The 18,625-nt window shown below is 49.0% G+C and carries 17 protein-coding genes; 5 read left to right on the top strand and 12 right to left on the bottom strand.

Going from position 1 to position 18,625, the window contains the following annotated elements; translation table 11 throughout:
• The first annotated feature begins 4 nt into the window (after positions 1-4).
• Positions 5-1,000, top strand: a complete 996-nt coding sequence (locus QMG91_RS20450; RefSeq protein ID WP_281831806.1) for an AraC family transcriptional regulator — start codon at positions 5-7, stop codon at positions 998-1,000.
• Here QMG91_RS20450 and QMG91_RS20445 read toward each other — a convergent pair.
• The 8 genes from QMG91_RS20445 to QMG91_RS20410 all read right to left on the bottom strand — a co-directional run bounded on the left by QMG91_RS20445 (position 997) and on the right by QMG91_RS20410 (position 9,740).
• Positions 997-1,506: a MerR family transcriptional regulator gene (locus QMG91_RS20445; RefSeq protein ID WP_281831805.1), complete on the bottom strand. Its 510-nt coding sequence runs from the start codon at positions 1,504-1,506 to the stop codon at positions 997-999. The genes QMG91_RS20450 and QMG91_RS20445 overlap by 4 nt on opposite strands.
• Positions 1,507-1,627: 121 nt before the next feature.
• A complete protein-coding gene (locus tag QMG91_RS20440; protein ID WP_022590925.1) occupies positions 1,628-2,641 on the bottom strand; it encodes an ABC transporter permease in 1,014 nt (337 codons plus the stop codon).
• Positions 2,642-2,650: 9 nt separating this feature from the next.
• Positions 2,651-4,153 carry a sugar ABC transporter ATP-binding protein gene (locus tag QMG91_RS20435; protein ID WP_022605036.1) on the bottom strand — a complete coding sequence of 501 codons (1,503 nt, stop codon included), beginning with the start codon at positions 4,151-4,153 and terminating at the stop codon, positions 2,651-2,653.
• Positions 4,154-4,162: 9 nt separating this feature from the next.
• The gene (locus QMG91_RS20430) at positions 4,163-5,125 is read right to left on the bottom strand and encodes an ABC transporter permease (RefSeq protein WP_022560898.1); all 963 of its coding nucleotides are present in this window, start codon (positions 5,123-5,125) and stop codon (positions 4,163-4,165) included.
• Positions 5,126-5,181: 56 nt separating this feature from the next.
• Complete coding sequence (locus tag QMG91_RS20425) at positions 5,182-6,297, bottom strand: sugar ABC transporter substrate-binding protein (protein WP_004400721.1); 1,116 nt, start codon at positions 6,295-6,297, stop codon at positions 5,182-5,184.
• 177 nt (positions 6,298-6,474) lie between these two features.
• Complete coding sequence (locus QMG91_RS20420; RefSeq protein WP_281831801.1) at positions 6,475-7,407, bottom strand: electron transfer flavoprotein subunit alpha/FixB family protein; 933 nt, start codon at positions 7,405-7,407, stop codon at positions 6,475-6,477.
• Between the two features lie 9 nt (positions 7,408-7,416).
• Complete coding sequence (locus QMG91_RS20415) at positions 7,417-8,166, bottom strand: electron transfer flavoprotein subunit beta/FixA family protein (RefSeq protein WP_004400723.1); 750 nt, start codon at positions 8,164-8,166, stop codon at positions 7,417-7,419.
• Between the two features lie 80 nt (positions 8,167-8,246).
• Positions 8,247-9,740, bottom strand: coding sequence for an aldehyde dehydrogenase family protein (locus QMG91_RS20410; RefSeq protein WP_281831798.1), 1,494 nt, complete (start codon positions 9,738-9,740; stop codon positions 8,247-8,249).
• A gap of 162 nt (positions 9,741-9,902) precedes the next feature.
• Between QMG91_RS20410 and QMG91_RS20405 the strand changes: the two genes are divergently transcribed.
• From QMG91_RS20405 to QMG91_RS20390, 4 genes are read left to right on the top strand one after another with little or no spacing between them, the layout of a single operon-like run.
• Positions 9,903-11,063 (top strand): acyl-CoA dehydrogenase family protein, encoded by a 1,161-nt coding sequence (locus tag QMG91_RS20405; RefSeq protein WP_281831796.1) that lies wholly within the window; start codon positions 9,903-9,905, stop codon positions 11,061-11,063.
• On the top strand, positions 11,060-11,827 hold the full coding sequence (locus QMG91_RS20400) for a 3-ketoacyl-ACP reductase (RefSeq protein WP_281831794.1): 768 nt from the start codon (positions 11,060-11,062) through the stop codon (positions 11,825-11,827). The genes QMG91_RS20405 and QMG91_RS20400 overlap by 4 nt, the downstream gene beginning before the upstream one ends.
• A gap of 11 nt (positions 11,828-11,838) precedes the next feature.
• Positions 11,839-13,008, top strand: coding sequence for a dihydrodipicolinate synthase family protein (locus QMG91_RS20395; protein ID WP_281831792.1), 1,170 nt, complete (start codon positions 11,839-11,841; stop codon positions 13,006-13,008).
• 9 nt (positions 13,009-13,017) lie between these two features.
• A complete protein-coding gene (locus QMG91_RS20390; protein ID WP_281831790.1) occupies positions 13,018-14,658 on the top strand; it encodes an electron transfer flavoprotein-ubiquinone oxidoreductase in 1,641 nt (546 codons plus the stop codon).
• Positions 14,659-14,713: 55 nt separating this feature from the next.
• On the opposite strand, the gene QMG91_RS20385 is transcribed toward QMG91_RS20390, so the two are convergent.
• The 4 genes from QMG91_RS20385 to QMG91_RS20370 form a co-directional block, all read right to left on the bottom strand.
• Entirely contained in the window at positions 14,714-15,079 is a 366-nt protein-coding gene (locus tag QMG91_RS20385) for a VOC family protein (RefSeq protein WP_281831788.1), read from the bottom strand.
• 93 nt (positions 15,080-15,172) lie between these two features.
• Positions 15,173-15,916 (bottom strand): hypothetical protein, encoded by a 744-nt coding sequence (locus tag QMG91_RS20380; protein WP_281831786.1) that lies wholly within the window; start codon positions 15,914-15,916, stop codon positions 15,173-15,175.
• Between the two features lie 322 nt (positions 15,917-16,238).
• Positions 16,239-17,093 (bottom strand): sugar phosphate isomerase/epimerase family protein, encoded by an 855-nt coding sequence (locus QMG91_RS20375; RefSeq protein ID WP_281831784.1) that lies wholly within the window; start codon positions 17,091-17,093, stop codon positions 16,239-16,241.
• On the bottom strand, positions 17,086-18,612 hold the full coding sequence (locus QMG91_RS20370) for a CoA-transferase (RefSeq protein ID WP_281831782.1): 1,527 nt from the start codon (positions 18,610-18,612) through the stop codon (positions 17,086-17,088). Before QMG91_RS20370 ends, QMG91_RS20375 begins: the two co-directional genes overlap by 8 nt.
• Positions 18,613-18,625: the final 13 nt, after the last annotated feature.

The raw sequence follows: 18,625 nt of genomic DNA, 5'->3' as shown, positions 1-18,625 counted from the left end.
ACCAATGAAAAGAGCCAGCAAGTTCGTTGTGTCTCCTTCCTGGAAGGTACTGGTTACTGACATGGGCATTGACGTTGCCGCAGTGCTGGCGTATTCGGGCTTACCTGCGGACCTTTTCAGCCGCCCAAACTCAACGTTGACCCCACTGGAGTATTTCCAGCTATGGGAGGGGTTAGCCAAAGCAGCAGGCGAAAGAGCATTTCCGCTTCTTATTGCGAAGCACTTGTCTGTGGAGGCGTTCGATCCACCGCTTTTTGCCTCCATATGCAGTCCTAACCTCAATACTGCGTTGAAACGCATCCAGCAATACAAACCACTGATTGGTCCCATGATTCTGGATCTGGATTTCTCAAAATCCCACACTACCCTGAACATCAGTTGTTACGGGCACGTTGGCGCTTTACCAGAATCGTTAGCGTTAACTGAAGTGGTGTTTTTTACACAACTCACAAGGTTAGCCACTCGCGAACGAGTGCAACCCACCAAAGTCATTTTGCCCAAACTACCTCCAAGCGTTCAGGAATATGAGGAATATTTTGGCTGCAAGCTAACCCAAGGAGAGCTGGTGCAAGTTCAGTTTTCAGCCGAGGACGGGCTGAAACCCTTTATAACTTCCAACGCCGCGATGTGGGCATTTTTTGAGTCCAGCCTGAACCAGAAACTGATCGATCTGGATTCAACTGCCACCACGACGGAGCGTGTTAAAGCGGTATTGATGGAATCTCTGCCCGCAGGCAACAGCGCCATTGAAACAGTCGCAGAAAAACTGGTGATGAGTAAACGCACTTTACAGCGAAAACTGACCGCCGAAGCGGAAAGCTACCAGTCGGTGTTGCAGTCGGTTCGCGCTGAACTGGCGGATCACTATTTGGAGAAATCCCAGATGTCGTTGGGCGAAATCTCGTTCTTACTGGGTTTTCAGGAAGCCAATTCCTTTATTCGCGCGTTCACCACCTGGAAAGGCGTATCGCCGGGAAGCTATCGCGAGCAGTATCATTAAAGGTCACGAATGCGCTTTATTTCCTCGTCATCGATGCCGAGTGACTGCAAAAATTTATGATGTTCACTCGGCTCCATGGCTTCAAATTTCTGATGCCACGTGACCATGTCACTTTCACTGAATCCTGCGGCTTCCATAATCTGTACCCACCGCGCTTTTGTCACGATGTTCTTCGTCAGCATTTCCGGTTCCTGTAACAAGGTAACGATCGCTTTTTGCTGGTTTCGGAGGGTCTGAATTTCTTGCTCAAGCTGAGAAAAGTGCTCTTTGAGGATCTGCGTCTGAGATTTGCCTTTCTGCTCCAGCAATACGCGAATACGGGAAACGGACAATCCATAAGATCGATAAGAAGTAATGGCTTCCAGCCTTTCCACTTCCTTAGTACCATACCATCGATACCCGTTTTCAGAACGGTTGGCAGGGAAAAGCAGCCCTTCTTTTTCGTAATACAAAATCGTGGCACGCGAAATACCAAACTCTCGCGCCAGTTGTGTCACCGTCAACATAACTCACCCTTCACTGTCTCTTAACTTCTAAGTTGAACCCTGTTCCTATAGTCGGGTCAAGAAGAGAGTAGAAGGAAAAATCAGGAAGATCTTATCTTCCTGATTGTATTTTTGAAGGGGGTTACTTCAGAACATCGATTTTGCTTCTGTCGATGGTCAGCGCAATGGCAACTATCAACACAAGACCAAAGAAGATCTGTTGTGCCTGTGCGGGAACATGCAGGTAGGTCATACTGGTGCGCACTACGGCAACAATCATGGCGCCCACTAAGGTATTTAACACCCCGCCAACGCCGCCTGTCAGTGGTGTTCCACCAATCAGCACCGCCACCAGTGCGGGAAGCAGAAACTGATCCGCCATGGTGGGTGAGCCGCCCGACAGCCTGGCTGCCAGCATCACTCCGGCAAAAGCAGCAAGTGCACCTGAAAGGGCAAACGCGGCGATCTTGATTCGGTTAACACGTAATCCACTGGCAACCGCTGCCAGCTCCCCTGCTCCAACGGCTTTGAAGCTTCGACCTAAAATGGTGCGCTTTTCTATTACCAGACAAATGATAAGCAGTGCAGCCGCCACCAGAATCTCGTGAGGAATACCCGCTGTATTGCCCACGATCCAGCCAAAGCTGTCGTTTCTTGCCGCGGCGTCCATATAACCTGAACGCTGACCCGATACGACCTGACCCGTCGAGTACGCAATACCTCCGATTGCCAGCGTGGCAATGAATGAGGCAATGCGGAACCGAACGTGAACCCAACCGGAAATCAAGCCAAACAAGGCACCCACCACTACCGCGGCTAACGCGGCTCCCACACCTAACGTCGGCAGAAGCAGCGTAACAATCACCGTGGTCATACTGGCGACCGACTGGGAAGACAGATCAATACCGCCGATGTAGATAACAAAGGTCATCCCCAATGCCATGACAAACAGCGTTGAGATATCTTGGGTGAGCTGCAGCAAGTTCTGAATACGTACAAAGTTCGAATCGTACAAGCTCACCAGCAAGACAAGAATCAACAAGGTAATCAACGGAAAATAGGCCGACAACTTTCCTGTCCCTTTAAGCGATTTCCACATGTTTTTCCCCGGCTCCTTTTCCTGTCTATCTGACAACATTACTTTCGTTCTAGACATCCGTTATCCTTAAACCATATAAAACAGCAGTGCCTGCTGATCCGGTTTGCCATCTGCGCTGTCATAGCGTTGCGTGACCTGACCGTCTTTCATCACCAGCAGAGTATGGGAAAGCCCGATGGCTTCTTCCAGGGTGTCGGCAATCAGGATCACACCACAGCCATCATCACAAAGGGCACGCACCATTTCGTAAACGTCTTCCTTAGCGCCGATGTCCAGCCCACGAGTTGGGTGGTCGAGCAAGATGATTTTCGCCCCGCTATTTCGCCATTTCGACAGCACGACTTTTTGCTGATTTCCTCCCGACAAGCGGGAACATAAGGTGTCGATGGTCGGCGTTTTAATGGAGAGGTTTGATACCCATTTCTCGGCGACTGCCCGCTCCTTCGGCACATCCAATACGCCCGACTTGGCGTAATTGTGCATGTCGGACAAGGTGATGTTTTCGAATACCGACATACCACCAACTATGCCTTCGATCTTGCGCTCACGTGGAATGTACCCCACTCCAGAACTGACCGCCTGCGTGACACTCTCTGCCCCTTTGCCTGAGCCAGAGATGAGGACTTCACCTGCATCCTGTCTCTCCAGACCAAACAGTGTTCTCATCACCGCTTCGCTGCCACACCCTTCAGTGCCGACCAAGCAAAGAACTTCACCTGCGTGCAGTTCAAAGTTGATGTCCTGATACGCCTGACTCTTGGATAGCTGGCTCACTTTTATAAGTGGTGTCTGGCTGTCATAAGGCTTTTGCTTGTTTTCGCGGTAGTATTCCTGATCGACATCCCGCCCCACCATTTTGCGTTGAATGTTTTTGATGTCACATTCTTCGCGCTTTAGGTGCTCAACCACTTCGCCATCTTTCATCACATAAACTCGATCAGACAGTTCGATTACCTCATCCATTCGATGAGAAACAAACACAAAAGAAGCGCGTGATGTCAGCTCTCTGACCAAGGCAAACAGCAGTTCAATCTCTTTTCTTGGTAACACCGATGTAGGCTCATCCAGCAAGATCACCAGATCGCCATCCACGCGCTCTTCAAGTGCCAGTACCTTTGCCAGCTCCACCAGCTGCCTTTGGGTAAAAGAAAGGCTCGAAGTAATTACGCTTGGGTCAATATCCAGCTTCACTTTTTTAAGCTGAACACGGGCAGCTTCTGCCATGGCTTTCCAGTTCAAAATGCCAAAGGTCTTGAACTGGTCTTCAAACCCTAAGAACAGGTTTTCCATCACACTCAGATTAAGGATGAGGGACTGCTCCTGGAATACCATTCCGATCCCCTGAGTCATCGCCTGTCTTGGGTTTTCAAATTTAACGGGCTGTCCGTCTATCAGAACCTGGCCGCCATCATGTTGATAAGCGCCGTAAATCACCTTCATCAGGGTCGATTTACCCGCTCCGTTTTCCCCGACTAACCCAACTACTTCACCGGGGTGAATTTCGAAGTTAATTTTTTTCAGGGCATGCACGCCAGGGAAGGTTTTATCTACGTCTACAAACTGCAACATCAGAAACTCCTATTTGACGAGCTGCGCCAGTTGGCGGTTAGTGGCAAGTGCGACGGCAAGAATCACCATCAGCCCGAGAACGCCTTGCTGGATGTAGGTAGGGAAGCCCACCAGAACCATGCCATTGTTGATAACGTTGACGATCAGTACACCAATCAGGCTTTGCCAGACACCTCCGACACCCCCTGTAAGTGCCGTACCCCCAACAACCACTGAGGTAATGGCAATGAACATGTATCCGTCTCCGAGGTTACTGGCGACAGAGCCAATACGCGCCACCGCAAATATTGCGCCTGCGGCAAAGAATGCCCCGGCCAGTGCGAACCCCAGCACGCGAACTCGGTTCACTTTCACACCCGATGCGTGTGCCAGTTCTTCCCCTCCTCCTATGGCGTAGAAGTGTCTGCCTAATGACGTGTGATTCTGAATAAACCACGCCAGAACCAGTGCCGCGAGTGCGGCGTATACCATCAGTGGGAAGCCCCAGAATCGCTCGGTCAGCAGCATTCGAAATACGCTGTCTTTGGCTTGAATACGGTTTCCGTCTGTCAGGAACATGGTTAACCCGATGCAGGTAAACCCCATACCCAGACTGGCGAGAAACGAAGGGATTCTGAGCATCACGTGCAACAAGCCGTTCACCAGACCCAGCGCAGCACCAATAAGCAGTGCCAGTGGAATGGCAAGCCAGCCCCAGGATTCGAACCCGCCGAAATAGCCAATCAAGATGGCGAGCATGGCTCCACTGAATGCGACAATCCCTTCCATTGACAGGTCAATCGACCCCATCAGAATAATGAAAGTCACGCCAATCGCGACCATAAGTGGCGCAGCAGAGGCTGTGGCAATACGCGCAAAATTGCGAATCGAAAAGAAATTGGGATTGATGGCGGTAAGTATCAAACACAACACCACCAGCACCAAAACGGGCGCCCAGCGTTGCAGTGTCGACTTACTGATATTCAATGACATATCACTTCCTTATGTTCTTACTTGGGGCATTTTCATGCCCCATGAAATGTCAGTGGTTAAAACGTTCGGTACTTAATCTGACCGCTTGTGAGCGAGAAGTAGTCTTCCCAATCATAGGTCGGAATTTTGGCTACGTTTTCCTCGTACCACTTTTTCGCGTCTTTTTGAGTAATGATGACGGCAGGACCATAGAACTCGCGATGCTCTTTTGGCTCTTCCGAAGGCTTGTATGTGCCAATCGCAGCGTGATACGCCAGAGACAACGCAATGCCCCCCGCCCAGTATGGGTTGGTGCTCACGGTACACAGCACTTCACCGTCGATCACAAGTTTGACGACATCAGGAGTGCCATCGTAGGAGACAATTGGAATTTCTCCTGCCAGACCTTCCGCTCGAAGGGCTTCCAGAATACCCAGCGTCATACTGTCGTTGGATGAGAAGATGCCTTTAATGTCGTCGCCAAAGCGAGTCAGCATGGTACTCATTACATCAACGGCTTTTGATGTACTCCAGTCGGCTGCCTGCCAGTCAAGAAGTTCAACATCCGGGTAGCTTTCCATTGCTTTCAACAAGCCCGCTTTACGCTCAATCGCTGGCACATTGGAAGCAATACCACCGATACCCACGATGCCACCTTTACCGCCAATGGCGTCGAGCAGGATCTTGGCTGTCATTTGTGACGGTTCATAGTCCGACCAACTGATGTGACACACGTAGTTGTCGCCGAAATCCCAAGGATGAAGATCGTCAGTTTTGTTCCAGATGGTACTGACAAATCCGTTAGCATCTTTACACGCCTGAACGACAGCACGTGCGTTTGGAGAATCGTTCGCATCCACCGCCAAAGCAAGACGACCTTTAGTCAGGGACAGCAACGATTTGGTGTCGGCAACAACTTTTTCGTTGTTTCCGCCGTGAATGATATGGGTCAGGTCCATACCTAAAGATTCAGCAAACGCTTTACCGCCAGACACAATGGTGTTCCAGTAAGGGTTATCTGGTGTGCGATAGCCCCAAGCCAGTACGGGAGCCGTTTTTTGCCCTGCAGCAAAAACTGACCCTGCACCAAATGTGGATGCCGCTGCCAGACCGCCCACTCCATAGGCGCTGCCGATAATGAAGTTGCGTCTCGATATGGTTTCCTTTTCCAGGAATGTCTTGATGAATGACATAACAAAATCCTTCTTTCAGATACGCTTTTGATCAAGTGTAGATGATCTTATTTTTAAGTAACCATCTAGTTACATACTTTTAACACACACCCTTTGACCTCTCAAGAAAAATATGGTGATTTTATGTGCAAATGTGATATTTATGTTAATAAGGACAGGGCAAGATAGCCCCATCATTCATTGTGCTTTCAGTTCAGCTTGCAACTGAGGCAAGATCTCGAACAAATCGCCACACAAACCGTAGTCGGCAACCTCAAAAATGGGGGCTTCTGGATCTTTATTGATCGCAACAATTACACCGGAATCTTTCATTCCAGCGATATGCTGAATAGCGCCAGACAAGCCGACTGCAAAATAAAAATCAGGAGCGACAATCTTCCCTGTCTGACCAACTTGCCAGTCGTTGGGAGCAAAGCCTGAATCGACTGCTGCACGTGAAGCACCAACCGCCGCGCCCAGTTCATCCGCAAAAGGCATCAAAATTCGCTGAAATGCCCCTTCCGAGCCAATCCCGCGACCGCCAGAAACCACAATCTCAGCCGAGGTCAGATCTGGGCGTTCGCTCTGGTTCAACTGCGTTCCGACATGACGAGTCTTAGGTTGAGGCTGCTCATTTTGAATCGTTTCGATTTGAGCATTTGGCGCATCATTTGTATTCGCTGCACTAAAGCTGGATGCACGAATGGTACATAGCTGTTTATCATCGTGGCTTCTCACCGTTTGCAGAGCGTTGCCAGCATAAATAGGGCGAACAAAGGTCTTGCTGTCGACCACTTCCACCACATCAGAAACCTGCATCACGTCCAGTAGCGCCGCGACTCGTGGCAATACGTCTTTGCCAAAGCTTGAGCTTGATACCCACACGGCGTCATAAGGTTGTGCAATCTCAGCAATCGCCGGAGCAAGGCTTTCGGCCTGTTGAGAAACAACTTCCCAGCTCAGGACTTTTGACACCCCTTCGATACTCGCCGCCTGTTCGGTTATGGCTGAATCGGTTTCCGTCAGCAAAACATGAATATCTTCGGCAACCGAAGAAGCGGCACTGACCACTTTTGCTGTCGCATCGCTGAGCTTGTCGTTGGCATATTCACCAATCACTAGTAGTTTCATTTTGACTCCTTACCAAACGGCTTTATGCGATTTCAGTTTGTCCACCAGCGCAGAAACGCTTTCCAGCATTTCACCGCCACTTCTCTTTTCTGGCGGCACTACAGAAAGTACCTCCAGCTTAGGTGAAACATTCACACCAAAACCGTCAGCAGATTTGTGCTCCACAGGTTTGCGTTTGGCTTTCATCAGGTTTGGCAGGCTGACGAAACGAGGGGTATTCAGGCGCAGGTCGGTGGTGACCACACCCGGTGCTTCAAACGCCACAGTGTCCAGTCCGCCGTCTACTTCTCGTGTCACCTTGATGTCTCTGCCTTCGATTTCAATCTCCGAGGCAAACGTCGCCTGCGGACAATTCATCAACGCCGCTAGCATTTGCCCGGTTTGGTTGCAGTCGTCGTCAATGGCCTGTTTACCCATAATCACTAGGTCACAGGGGTTTTCTTCACAATACGCCGCCAGCAGTTTGGCCACTGCAAGTGGCTCTGGCGATTGATCGCATCCAATCAATACTGCGTTATCTGCCCCCATTGCCATGGCATGACGCAGCTCGCTCTCGCATTCTTTCTCGCCAATCGATATCGCGGTCACTTCCGTAACCTTCCCCTGTTCTTTCAACGCGATCGCCGCTTCTACCGCGATTTCATCGAATGGGTTCATGGCCATCTTTACGTTATTCAGTTCAATGCCCGTTTGTTCATCATTCACCCGAACCCGAACGTTGTGGTCCACCACTCTTTTTACCGGAACCAATACCTTCATACTTCAACCTCAAGTAACTAATTAGTTATTTCGATTTCTAAAAAGAGGCGGCTCTCCGCCTCCTCACTTAATTCAATAGATTACGATACCCACATATCGCGCTTGCCAGTAAATACATGGATCGATTTCACCTCGGTGTACTCGTCAATTCCGTACTTACCTGTTTCTCTTCCTAAACCAGACTGTTTCATGCCACCAATAGGCATATCCGGACCGCCAGTAATGGTGGTATTCACCCAGACCCGACCGGCCTGAATATCACGCATTGCCTTGGTTGCGGTGCTTAAGTTCTGCGTCCAGATACTGGCAGACAGACCATACACCGAATCATTCGCCTGCTTTAGTGCGTCCTGATAATCGTCGAACTCACTGACGGTTAAAATCGGACCAAAGATTTCTTCCGAAGCTATGTCGGCTTCAGGCGGCACATCTCGGAAAACCTTAGGAGAGAAATACAGCCCTTTTTCCGGAACGTCAGTACACGCACCGAAATCGTAGGCACATGTCGCGCCTTGCTTGGTGCCACTTTCCAGGAACTTATTCACTTTGCCAAAATGCGTTGGGTCAATCATTGAACCTACCTGCGTATCTTCATCCAGAGGATCGCCGATCTTCACTTTGGCAAGCCGATCTTTTAAACGCGAGATAAAGTCATCCGCCACTGAAGATGCCACCAGAAGTCGGCTTCCTCCTACACAGCACTGACCCGCATTAAAACAAAGGGCAAATGCGACGCCATCGGCGGCTTCATCGAGGTTGGCATCCGCAAACACCACATGAGGGTTTTTGCCACCCAGCTCCAAACCCACCTTTTTCATGTTGACTTTAGAACCTTCAAGTACGCTTTTGCCGACCTGGGTAGAACCCGTAAAGGAGATCATGTCGACGTCATCGTGATGGCTCATGGCATTGCCAAGCTCTGAACCCGGACCGGTCACGATGTTCACTACCCCTTTGGGAATGCCCGCCTGCTCTATCAGCTTGCCCAGCATCAGAGTGGTGCCCGCCGTCAGTTCGCTCGGCTTAATCACCACACTGCACCCTGAAGCCAAAATAAAAGGCAGGCGCTCACACAATATAAAGAAAGGAAAATTCCATGGCGTGATCAACCCCACCACACCGATAGGTTCGCGAAGCACCAAACCGAGCGTGTCTTCTCCCTGTTGGTTGAAGCTTTCTCCTTCCAGTGCTCTGGCTTGCCCTGCCGCGTAATCCCAGAAACCCGCCGCGCCCATCACTTCTCCCCGGCTTTGAGAAATAGGCTTACCCGTTTCTAATGTTTCGCGGTAAGCGATGTCTTCCTGGTTGGCTTTAATCAACCGTGCAACTTCTGCCAGTTTGTCTGCTCTTTCTGCGCCAGAGCAGCGAGACCAAGCGCCATCGTCGAAGGCATTTCTGGCGGCGCTCACCGCATCGAATACATCCTGTTTCGTTCCTCGCGGATAGACAGAAACCGCCACGCCGTGACCGGGGCTTTGTCGCTCAAATACGTTATTAGACGAGCCTAAAGTCCACTCGCCATTTATCCACATCTGATAGTGTGTTACTTCCTTTGGTAAACTAAGAACTGCCATATTCCACTCTCAACGTAAATTTATCTTTCTGTTTTATAAGTAGTTTTACTTAACCAATTAATAATTCATTTATCATTATCAGTTATTTTTTAACCGATTTATGTTTGACCTTAGCACAAGATTTCATTATAAGTAACTATATAGTTACAAGGAGAGTGAAAAATGTTAGTGACTCCACAATTACCTTTGGACGTCTATGAAGACATAAAGCAAACCACCCGTCGGTTTGCACAGGAAGTGGTAAAACCAAGAGCAGAACAACTGGACAGAGACTCTGCGTTTCCAAGTGATATCTATAAGCAAATGGGAGAACTCGGATTACTGGGGATCACCGCCCCGGAGGAACACGGAGGTATCGGCTTAGATACATTAAGCTACGCCATCGTAATGGAAGAGTTGTCGCGCGGTTATGCGTCTATTGCAGACCAGTGTGGCTTAGTAGAGCTGATTACTTTCTTACTGAGTAAGTATGGCAATCAGGAGCAGCAAGACCGGCTTTTCCCTCAAGTGTTGACCGCTGAGAAGTTCGTCGCCTACTGCATTACAGAAGCCGAAGCCGGGTCGGATGTGTCGAACATTCGCACCACGGCGACTAAAACGGATCAAGGCTGGCAGCTAAATGGTGAAAAGATCTGGATCCATAATGCTCCTGTTGCGGATTACGCCTTTGTATTGGCAAGAACCGATTTGGATGCGGGTCACCGTGGGATGAGTATTTTCATTGTGGACTGCGCACTTGAAGGCGTAACCAAAGCGCCGAAAGAAGAAAAGATGGGGCAACGTGCCTCGCAGGTTGGTTCTCTGCTTTTTGATAATGTTCAACTGGATCAGAGCGCATTACTTGGCGAAGAAGGTCGCGGTTTTTACATGATGATGAGTGCACTGGATAAAGGAAGAGTGGGCATTGCTGCTCTGGCGACAGGCATTGCACAGGCGGGGTTAGAAGCCTCGGTTGAGTTTTCTCAGACCCGTAAACAATTCGGTAAGCCCATTAGCGACAATCAGGGTTTGCAGTGGATGATGGCCGATATGGCGAAAGAGATTGCGGCGGCAAGAGCACTGGTTCATCAGGCTGCGATGTTGTTAGACGCAGGCAAGCCCGCCACAAAAGCGTGTTCCATCGCCAAATGTTATGCCGGGGATACGGCGGTTGCCCAATCGGCTAATGCGGCGCAAATTCATGGCGGCGGCGGTTTTATCCGCGGGGTTGAAGCAGAGCGCTTGTATCGTGATGCCAAGATCACTCAGATTTACGAAGGGACTAACCAAATCCAGCGAACCATTATCGCCCGCGAGCTTCTGAAAAACGGAGCGGAATCATGAGTTCGCCTGTCGCACTAGTGACGGGTGGTGCTCGCGGAATTGGTAAAGCTATCGCGTTGGCGTTGGCTAAATCGGGATACCGTGTTGCGGTGAATGACCGCGAAGATTCCCCTGCACTACATGAAACGCTGGCTGAGCTGGAAAAGATCAGTCAACCCCATATGGCGCTTTGCGGCGACGTTTCAGACATTGATTCTCACGCGAACTGGCTCAAAGAGGTGGAAACCAGCTTGGGCAGCATAACCACTTTGGTAAACAATGCAGGCGTTTCGGTACAAAACCGAGGCGATCTTCTGGATGTAACACCAGAGAGTTACGACCGATGCCAGCTCATTAACACCAAAGCAATGTTCTTTCTTTCGCAGGCATTCGCTAAGGTGCGTGTCGCCAATCCGGTGAGCGATCATCCGGTTTCGATCATCAACATCACCTCTTCCAACGCCAAGGCGGCGAGTGAAAACCGTTCTGAGTATTGCGTATCCAAAGCGGCTGCGGCGATGGTATCTAATTTATTTGCGGTTCGGTTAGGGCGCGAAAACATTGCGGTGTACGACATTCAGCCAGGTCTTATTGAGACCGAAATGACCGCGCCTTCCATGCACCTCTATAGGGAACGGGTGGAAAATGGGTTTACTCTTCTGCCTCGAATTGGGGTACCGGAAGAGGTAGGAAAAGTGGTCACCTCTTTGGCAACAGGGCAACTGCCTTATACCACAGGACAAACTATTTCGGTTGATGCTGGCATGCTGGTCAGCCGATTTTAAAAGGACTTTTTATGACACATATCATCTTGCCTGATGAGCAGCAGAAGCTAAGCAAGTATCAGGTGATTGGGAACACGCTTGACGAAAGCGCCATCAACTCTGGGGTATTTAACCGCATAGCTTTTTCAGCGGCGCACGTTGTGGCAAACCCGTTAACGTCGACTGAACCTTCTGGGCGAGCTTCGCTGGATTGGGAGAAAACACTGGCTTACCGTCACTATCTGATGTCGATGGGATTCGGTATTGCTGAAGCGATGGACACAGCACAACGCGGAATGGGATTAACCTGGGACGATGCGCTGGCGCTGATTCGTCATACTCAGGAAGCGGTTTCAGATATGCCTGACGCGTTGATTTATCACGGTTGCGGTACGGACCAACTCGACGATAACCAACATTACTCTCTGGATGAAGTCATCGCTGCGTATCGAGAGCAAATCGATGCGATTCAGTCTGTCGGCGGGAAACTCATCTTGATGGCAAGTCGCGCTCTGGCGAAAACAGCTAAATCAGAGCAAGACTATTTTAAGGTGTATCAAAGCGTGCTCAAAGACGCGGACAACCCTGTGATTCTTCATTGGCTTGGCGACATGTTCGACCCTCAGCTAACAGGATATTGGGGCTCCGCTGATGTCGACAAAGCCATGGATACGGTTGTTCACATGATTCATGAAAATCAGGACAAAATCGACGGTATCAAGATTTCACTATTGGATGCAGAGAAAGAAATCCAGTTGCGCAAAAGGCTGCCTGCTGGCGTGAAAATGTACACGGGTGATGATTTCAACTACCCCAAACTGATTGCTGGTGACAGCACCCATTATTCTCATGCGTTACTTGGAATATTCGATGCTATTGCTCCGGCAGCGGCGCTCGCTTTGACGGAACTGGGGAAAGGAAATCAGTCGGCATTTATGAATATTTTAGAGCCCACCGTGCCACTTTCTCGCCTGATATTCAGTGCCCCTACACGCTTCTACAAAACTGGGGTTGTCTTTTTGGCATACCTGAACGGCTTTCAGGATCACTTTGTGATGGTGGGCGGCGCACAATCCATGCGACCAATAACCTACTTCACAGAGCTGTTTAAACTGGCGGATCAAGCCAGCCTGCTCAGAGATCCGGATTTTGCTGCTGACAGAATGAAACGTTTTTTGAAGATTTATGGCGTAACTAACTAGATATTTATTATGGATGTAATGGAATACGATGTGCTGATTGTAGGGGCAGGACCAAGCGGTCTTGCCAGTGCCATTCAGCTTAAAACACTCGGTGAAGCGCAGGGAAAAGCGCTGTCTGTCTGTGTATTGGAAAAAGGTGCAGAAGTTGGGGCACACATCATTTCTGGTGCAGTGCTTGAACCCCGAGCATTGGATGAGTTGATCCCCGACTGGCGGGATCAGTCACCGGATTTTGGTCACCCTGTTACTCAGGATGATTTCTACTGGCTTAAAAACACCGATGACAAGCTTCGTATTCCACACATGTTGCTCCCTAGAGAGCTCGATAACACGGGAAATTGGGTGATAAGCCTTGGCGCTTTGTGTCAGATGCTGGCATCTCATGCCGAAAACCTTGGGGTCGAGATCTTTACAGGCTTTACCGCCGACTCCATCGCGTTTGATGAGCATGGCGCAGTTGACGGTATCATTACAGGGGAAATGGGCTTAAACGAAGACGGTTCTGAAAGCCCGAATTACGTACCCGCGATTCACATCAAATCTAAGCAGACGCTTTTCTGTGAAGGGGCGAGAGGTCACTTAGGCAAGCAACTGATCCGCCATTTCGAATTGGACAAAGGCAAAGATCCAAACCATTTTGCGTTGGGTTTTAAAGAGATATGGAAAATCTCGAAAGATAAGCATGTCCCAGGAAAAACGGAGCACGCCATTGGCTGGCCACTCAGCCAAAAGGCGAATGGCGGCGCGTTTTGTTACCACTATGGCGACAACCTTGTCTCTTTGGGTTTAGTGATCGATCTGGATTACAGCAACCCCTCTTTACAGCCATTTATGGAATTCCAGTCCCTTAAACACCATGCCTGGTTAAGCGACCTCCTAGAAGATGCGGAACGCATCAGCTACGGTGCGAGAGCCATAAACAAGAGCGGATTTCATGCGCTTCCGGCAATGAGTTTCGACGGCGGGTTCTTGTTAGGCTGCGATGCAGGCACGCTCAATGTTGCCAAAATAAAAGGGACTCATACGGCAATGAAGTCCGGCATGCTTGCCGCGCAGTCCATCATTGAAAGCTGGGAGAAAACAGAGCAGGACAAATCACAGTGTTTTACCCAGTTATTCGAAAGTTCGTGGTTACACCAAGAGCTTTATGCTTCCCGTAACCTCATACCTTCGATTAAAAAATGGGGAAGCTGGGCAGGCGGAGCAGTGCAAACCATCGAAAGCCGATTCTTCAAAGGCAACGCGCCGTGGCAGTTGCATCACCAAAGTGAAGATGCCAAATCACTGCAAACCTTATCGACTGTTGAGCCCTACACTTATCCAAAACCGGATGGCAAACTCAGCTTCGACCGATTGTCTTCTGTCTATCTGGCAAACCTGTCTCACCGGGACGACCAACCCAATCATCTGAAGCTGGAAGACGCGACCATACCGATCAGTACCAACTTACGGCTATTTGGTGAGCCAGCACAGTTTTACTGCCCTGCCGGTGTCTACGAAGTGGAGTTTTCAAAAGATGCAGAGCCCGCTTTTCGAATCAACAGCCAGAACTGCATTCACTGTAAAACCTGCGACATAAAAGATCCCAGTGAGAACATCACCTGGACACCACCAGAAGGTGCAAGCGGACCAAATTATTCGGGGATGTGACTTTCCAGGTTTCGGCTATCTGAGCCGAAGCCTGATTAACTCTATACTTGCTAGTTCAAGATGAGTGGAGTGCTATACAGTTGCCTTCAATATCTTCAAATTCGGCAACCCAGCCTAACTCTCCAATCGATGTTTTGGGGTAAAGAACTTTACCTCCTTGAGACAACACTTTAGCCAATGTTTCTTCTATATTTTCTGTATTGAAATAGAGCCGTGAACCGTCTTTTGAAGGGACATAACTGTCTCCCTTAACCAAAGCTCCGGTGATCCCTTCCCACTGATCGCTGGATAAAAAAATTGCCATTTCATTAGCATCAATTACAGCTCGTTCAAATTGATGACCAAACACGACCTCATAAAATTTTATGGCTCTGTCAATGTCGCGCACAGGAATTTCAAAATAGCCAACTGGGTTCTTCATCTTTGACTCTCCTTCCTTTTTAGAGCCCAGTTATATGAAGCATATAGCTCACCACTTTTAATGATGAGACCGCAGCGAGATCCTCTGTAATGCTTAACGTGATTCACCAGTATTTCCGTTTTGATAGCAATACATTTCGCCAAACTTGAAAAGTTCTTGTCGAATACGCTTATCTATATGCTCCCTAGGTCCCAGGCTACCTGTATGACGCTCACACATTAAATAACGGTGCATAGATAAGTCGTAGCGAGTACGAAAACCCATAACACCTAAAAGGCTTTCAACATCTCGAGATTCAAAGAACAAGGACAATGGAATCCGCTGCTTTTCGTGATAATCAAACCCAGAAAGCGATGCCAATACTTTGATTGCAGATTTCTCCTGTATTTCAGAACCTAATATCCCCAAAGCCATGGCAGTAAGTAACCAAATGTCGGTATAGAAGTATTTAATATGTACAATCTCATTTTCTAGCCGAACTTGTTGAACAACCACTCCACCTTCAATACCCGAAATATCGATGTGAGACCATGCATTCAACCTTCTTTGGTTCTCCATTGATGGTTTAATTAGCCCTTTGGAGATATACCATGCGTTGGTTGAACTATTGACCATCACAGACTTTACTTGAAGTTTTTTTGTATACATTTCCGAATCGATGATTACGTCATAACCGTTATCATCGACATCCGAAATATAAACTTTCAGGTAATAGTTATTAAATGCAGCAGCGAGCTGAAAATCATATGAGAGGCGATTAAGTAAAAGTGCTTCTCTACGGGTAGTATTTTTAGGTTGGCTGAAGAACTTTTCTAATTGATTTTCAAATACTTTCATTGCTGTTTACCTTGCTCTACTACTCACATTTATTAGATGAAAAAATTCCCATATATTTCATCCTAAGCCTGTTTTTTCATACGTTGAAAACATAAAGAATAGCACGCAATGAATTGATAAATAAAAAGAAAATATAAATAGGCAAACACTAATTCTGACAATGAACGGATAGTTTAGGAAATGGGTAAAGATGATGATTAACGTTCAGCCATATTAGAATTTGTTTCACACAAGGAAAGTCTTAAAGAGCAAGACTTGAACTAACCGATAAAATTGGCTGCGAGCGCAGCCAAACGGAAGTGGTTGTTTTTTCGGTTTGAAGTCAACAGCTCTTAAACCGCTCTACACATATCTCCAGTACTTTTCGGGGGTGCTGGCTCCACCAGTATTCAGAGAATATTTCGATTTCGCACAGTCCCTGATAGCCAGCGACGTCCTCGACGATTCGGCGTATTTCTGGGATGTCGGCGACACCATCACCCATCATGCCTCGGTCCAGAAGCAGGTCTTTGGTTTCAGCCAGCCAGTCACACAGATGGAAGGAGAACACTTTATCTGTGCCTTTAAGGGAAGCTTCTAACTGGGAATCCCACCACACGTGGTACACATCAACGGCAATACCCAGATTTTGCGTACCTACGTTTTCGCAGATGGTCAGTGCATCTTTTACGGTCACAATGCAGGAGCGATCGCCGCCGTACATTGGGTGTAAAGGCTCTAACGCCAGTTTGACTCCGCTTTGGGCGGCATATTCCGCCGCTTCTGCGAGAATGGATTCAATCAACTCCCACCCAGCTGTAATGCCTTTCATCCCAATCGGCACGCCCCCGGTCAGAATCACCAGACATTCTGCCTGAAGTTCGGCAGTCTGGTCGATGGCGAGTTTAAAATCATCCTTCACCTGCTGCACATCGGGTGCAAAGGGTCCGCAAAAAAATGGGGAGCGGCATAGTCCCGACACCGACATGCCTGCCCCCCTAACGGCTCTACCTACTGAATCTAAATTCTGATGCTGGCTGAACTCCTGACGCCAGAACGTGATGCCTGAAAAGCCAAGTTCTGCACAGTTATCGATAAGTGCTTCTGTGCTCCAGCCAAATCCTTTACCCGGAACGTTGTGCCCCAATGTTGCTGTGTTCAGTGCTAACGCCTGCATGCTGGATGAGAAATTACGCATTGGCGCTCTCCAGTGCGATCACAGGTTTAAAAGGAAGCCTGTCGAGCACATCTTTCTGAAGGTCGACTCCCTTGGCTATCTCTATCAGTGTTAAACCCTGCTCGGTCAGTTTGAACACCGCACGTTCGGTCACGTAGATAACCTGTTGTCCGTTTTTAAACGCCTGCTTTCCGCTGAAGGTAATGTGCCCGACTTGTTCAACCACTTTTGGAACGCTGCCATATTGATCAATAATCAAGCTGTTTTTCGCATCTTTGTGAACCTTTAGCCCCTTGGCTTCGAAGGTGCCGCAGAATACGACTTTTTGAGCACCGGAGGTGATGTCGATAAACCCCCCTGGACCAACAAGGTTGTCGCCAATTTTAGAGACATTCACATTGCCCTCCAGGTCGACTTCTCCCATACCAAGGAAGGTGATATCAATACCGCCGCCAGTAAAAAAGTCGAACTGCTCCGGCGAACTGATGATGACCTGCGGGTTTCTCGCCGCGCCAAACATTTCACCATCTAGCATGTCGCCGTTGTGAATGCCCTGTTCTACGGTTCCCCAGTAACGTACGCCTCGCTTAGCGAGTACCGCCGGAATGCCCCCCGAAATACCAAAACCAAAGTTGGCTGAGCGTGCACCGTTGATTTCATTGGCTGCGCGTTCGCAGATATACAGGCGAACGCCAGAAGGAAGTTCATTCAGTTCAGGATTGCTGCCTTCGTCGTAGCTCCATTGTTCACCACTGATGGAAGGGTCGTACTCCGATATCCGGCACTGCTCCTGACTGGGTTCAACAAACACATGATCGAGAATAATGCCGGGCACAGTGACGGCTCGGGCAGGCAAAATGGGTGAATCGGTCAGGCTTTTGACCTGCGCAATCACCTTACCGCCGCAGTTGTGGGCGGCTAATGCCATGGTGTACGCATCCAGATCCACCGGTTCATGACGAGTGGAAAGATTGCCATTATTGTCGACCACACTGCCGCGAATAAAACTGAAATCCACTTTTATGGGTTTGAAGTGCAATATGTCTTCACCATCCACGTTCAGCTTTTCAACTAAATCCTGCTTGGTGACGTCGTTGCTTTTTCCGCCACCGTGGTCCGGGTCCACAAACGTACCCAACCCAACCTTGGTAAAAAAGCCGGGGCGACCAGCGCCAGTCTCGCGCAGCACCCCTGAGATCACCCCGGCAGGAAACGTATAAGCTTCAATGTGGTTATTACGACACAGTGCCTGCATGTTGGGTGCCCAGCTCCAGTGTGCCCCAATCACCCTTTTCACCATGCCTTTGTGAGCAAAGCGCTGTAGCCCTTTTTCCTGAGCGTCGCCAATCCCTAAAACATGGACCAAAGTGAGATCTTTAGGGTGTCCTGTTGTCAGAAAGCTTTGTTCCAATTCTTTGAACAGAGCATCGGCTTCCAGCAAACCTCCTCCAGAACCACACAATGCGATGGTTGCCCCGTCAAATATCAACGGAGCGACCTCACCCACCTGCAATTGTTTTGATTTTCCTACGTGCTCCATGAACACCTCAATA

Origin of the sequence: Vibrio nigripulchritudo (genome assembly GCF_027924785.1) — a bacterium.
Lineage (GTDB): Bacteria > Pseudomonadota > Gammaproteobacteria > Enterobacterales > Vibrionaceae > Vibrio > Vibrio nigripulchritudo.
This window is presented reverse-complemented; position numbering and strand designations above follow the sequence as displayed.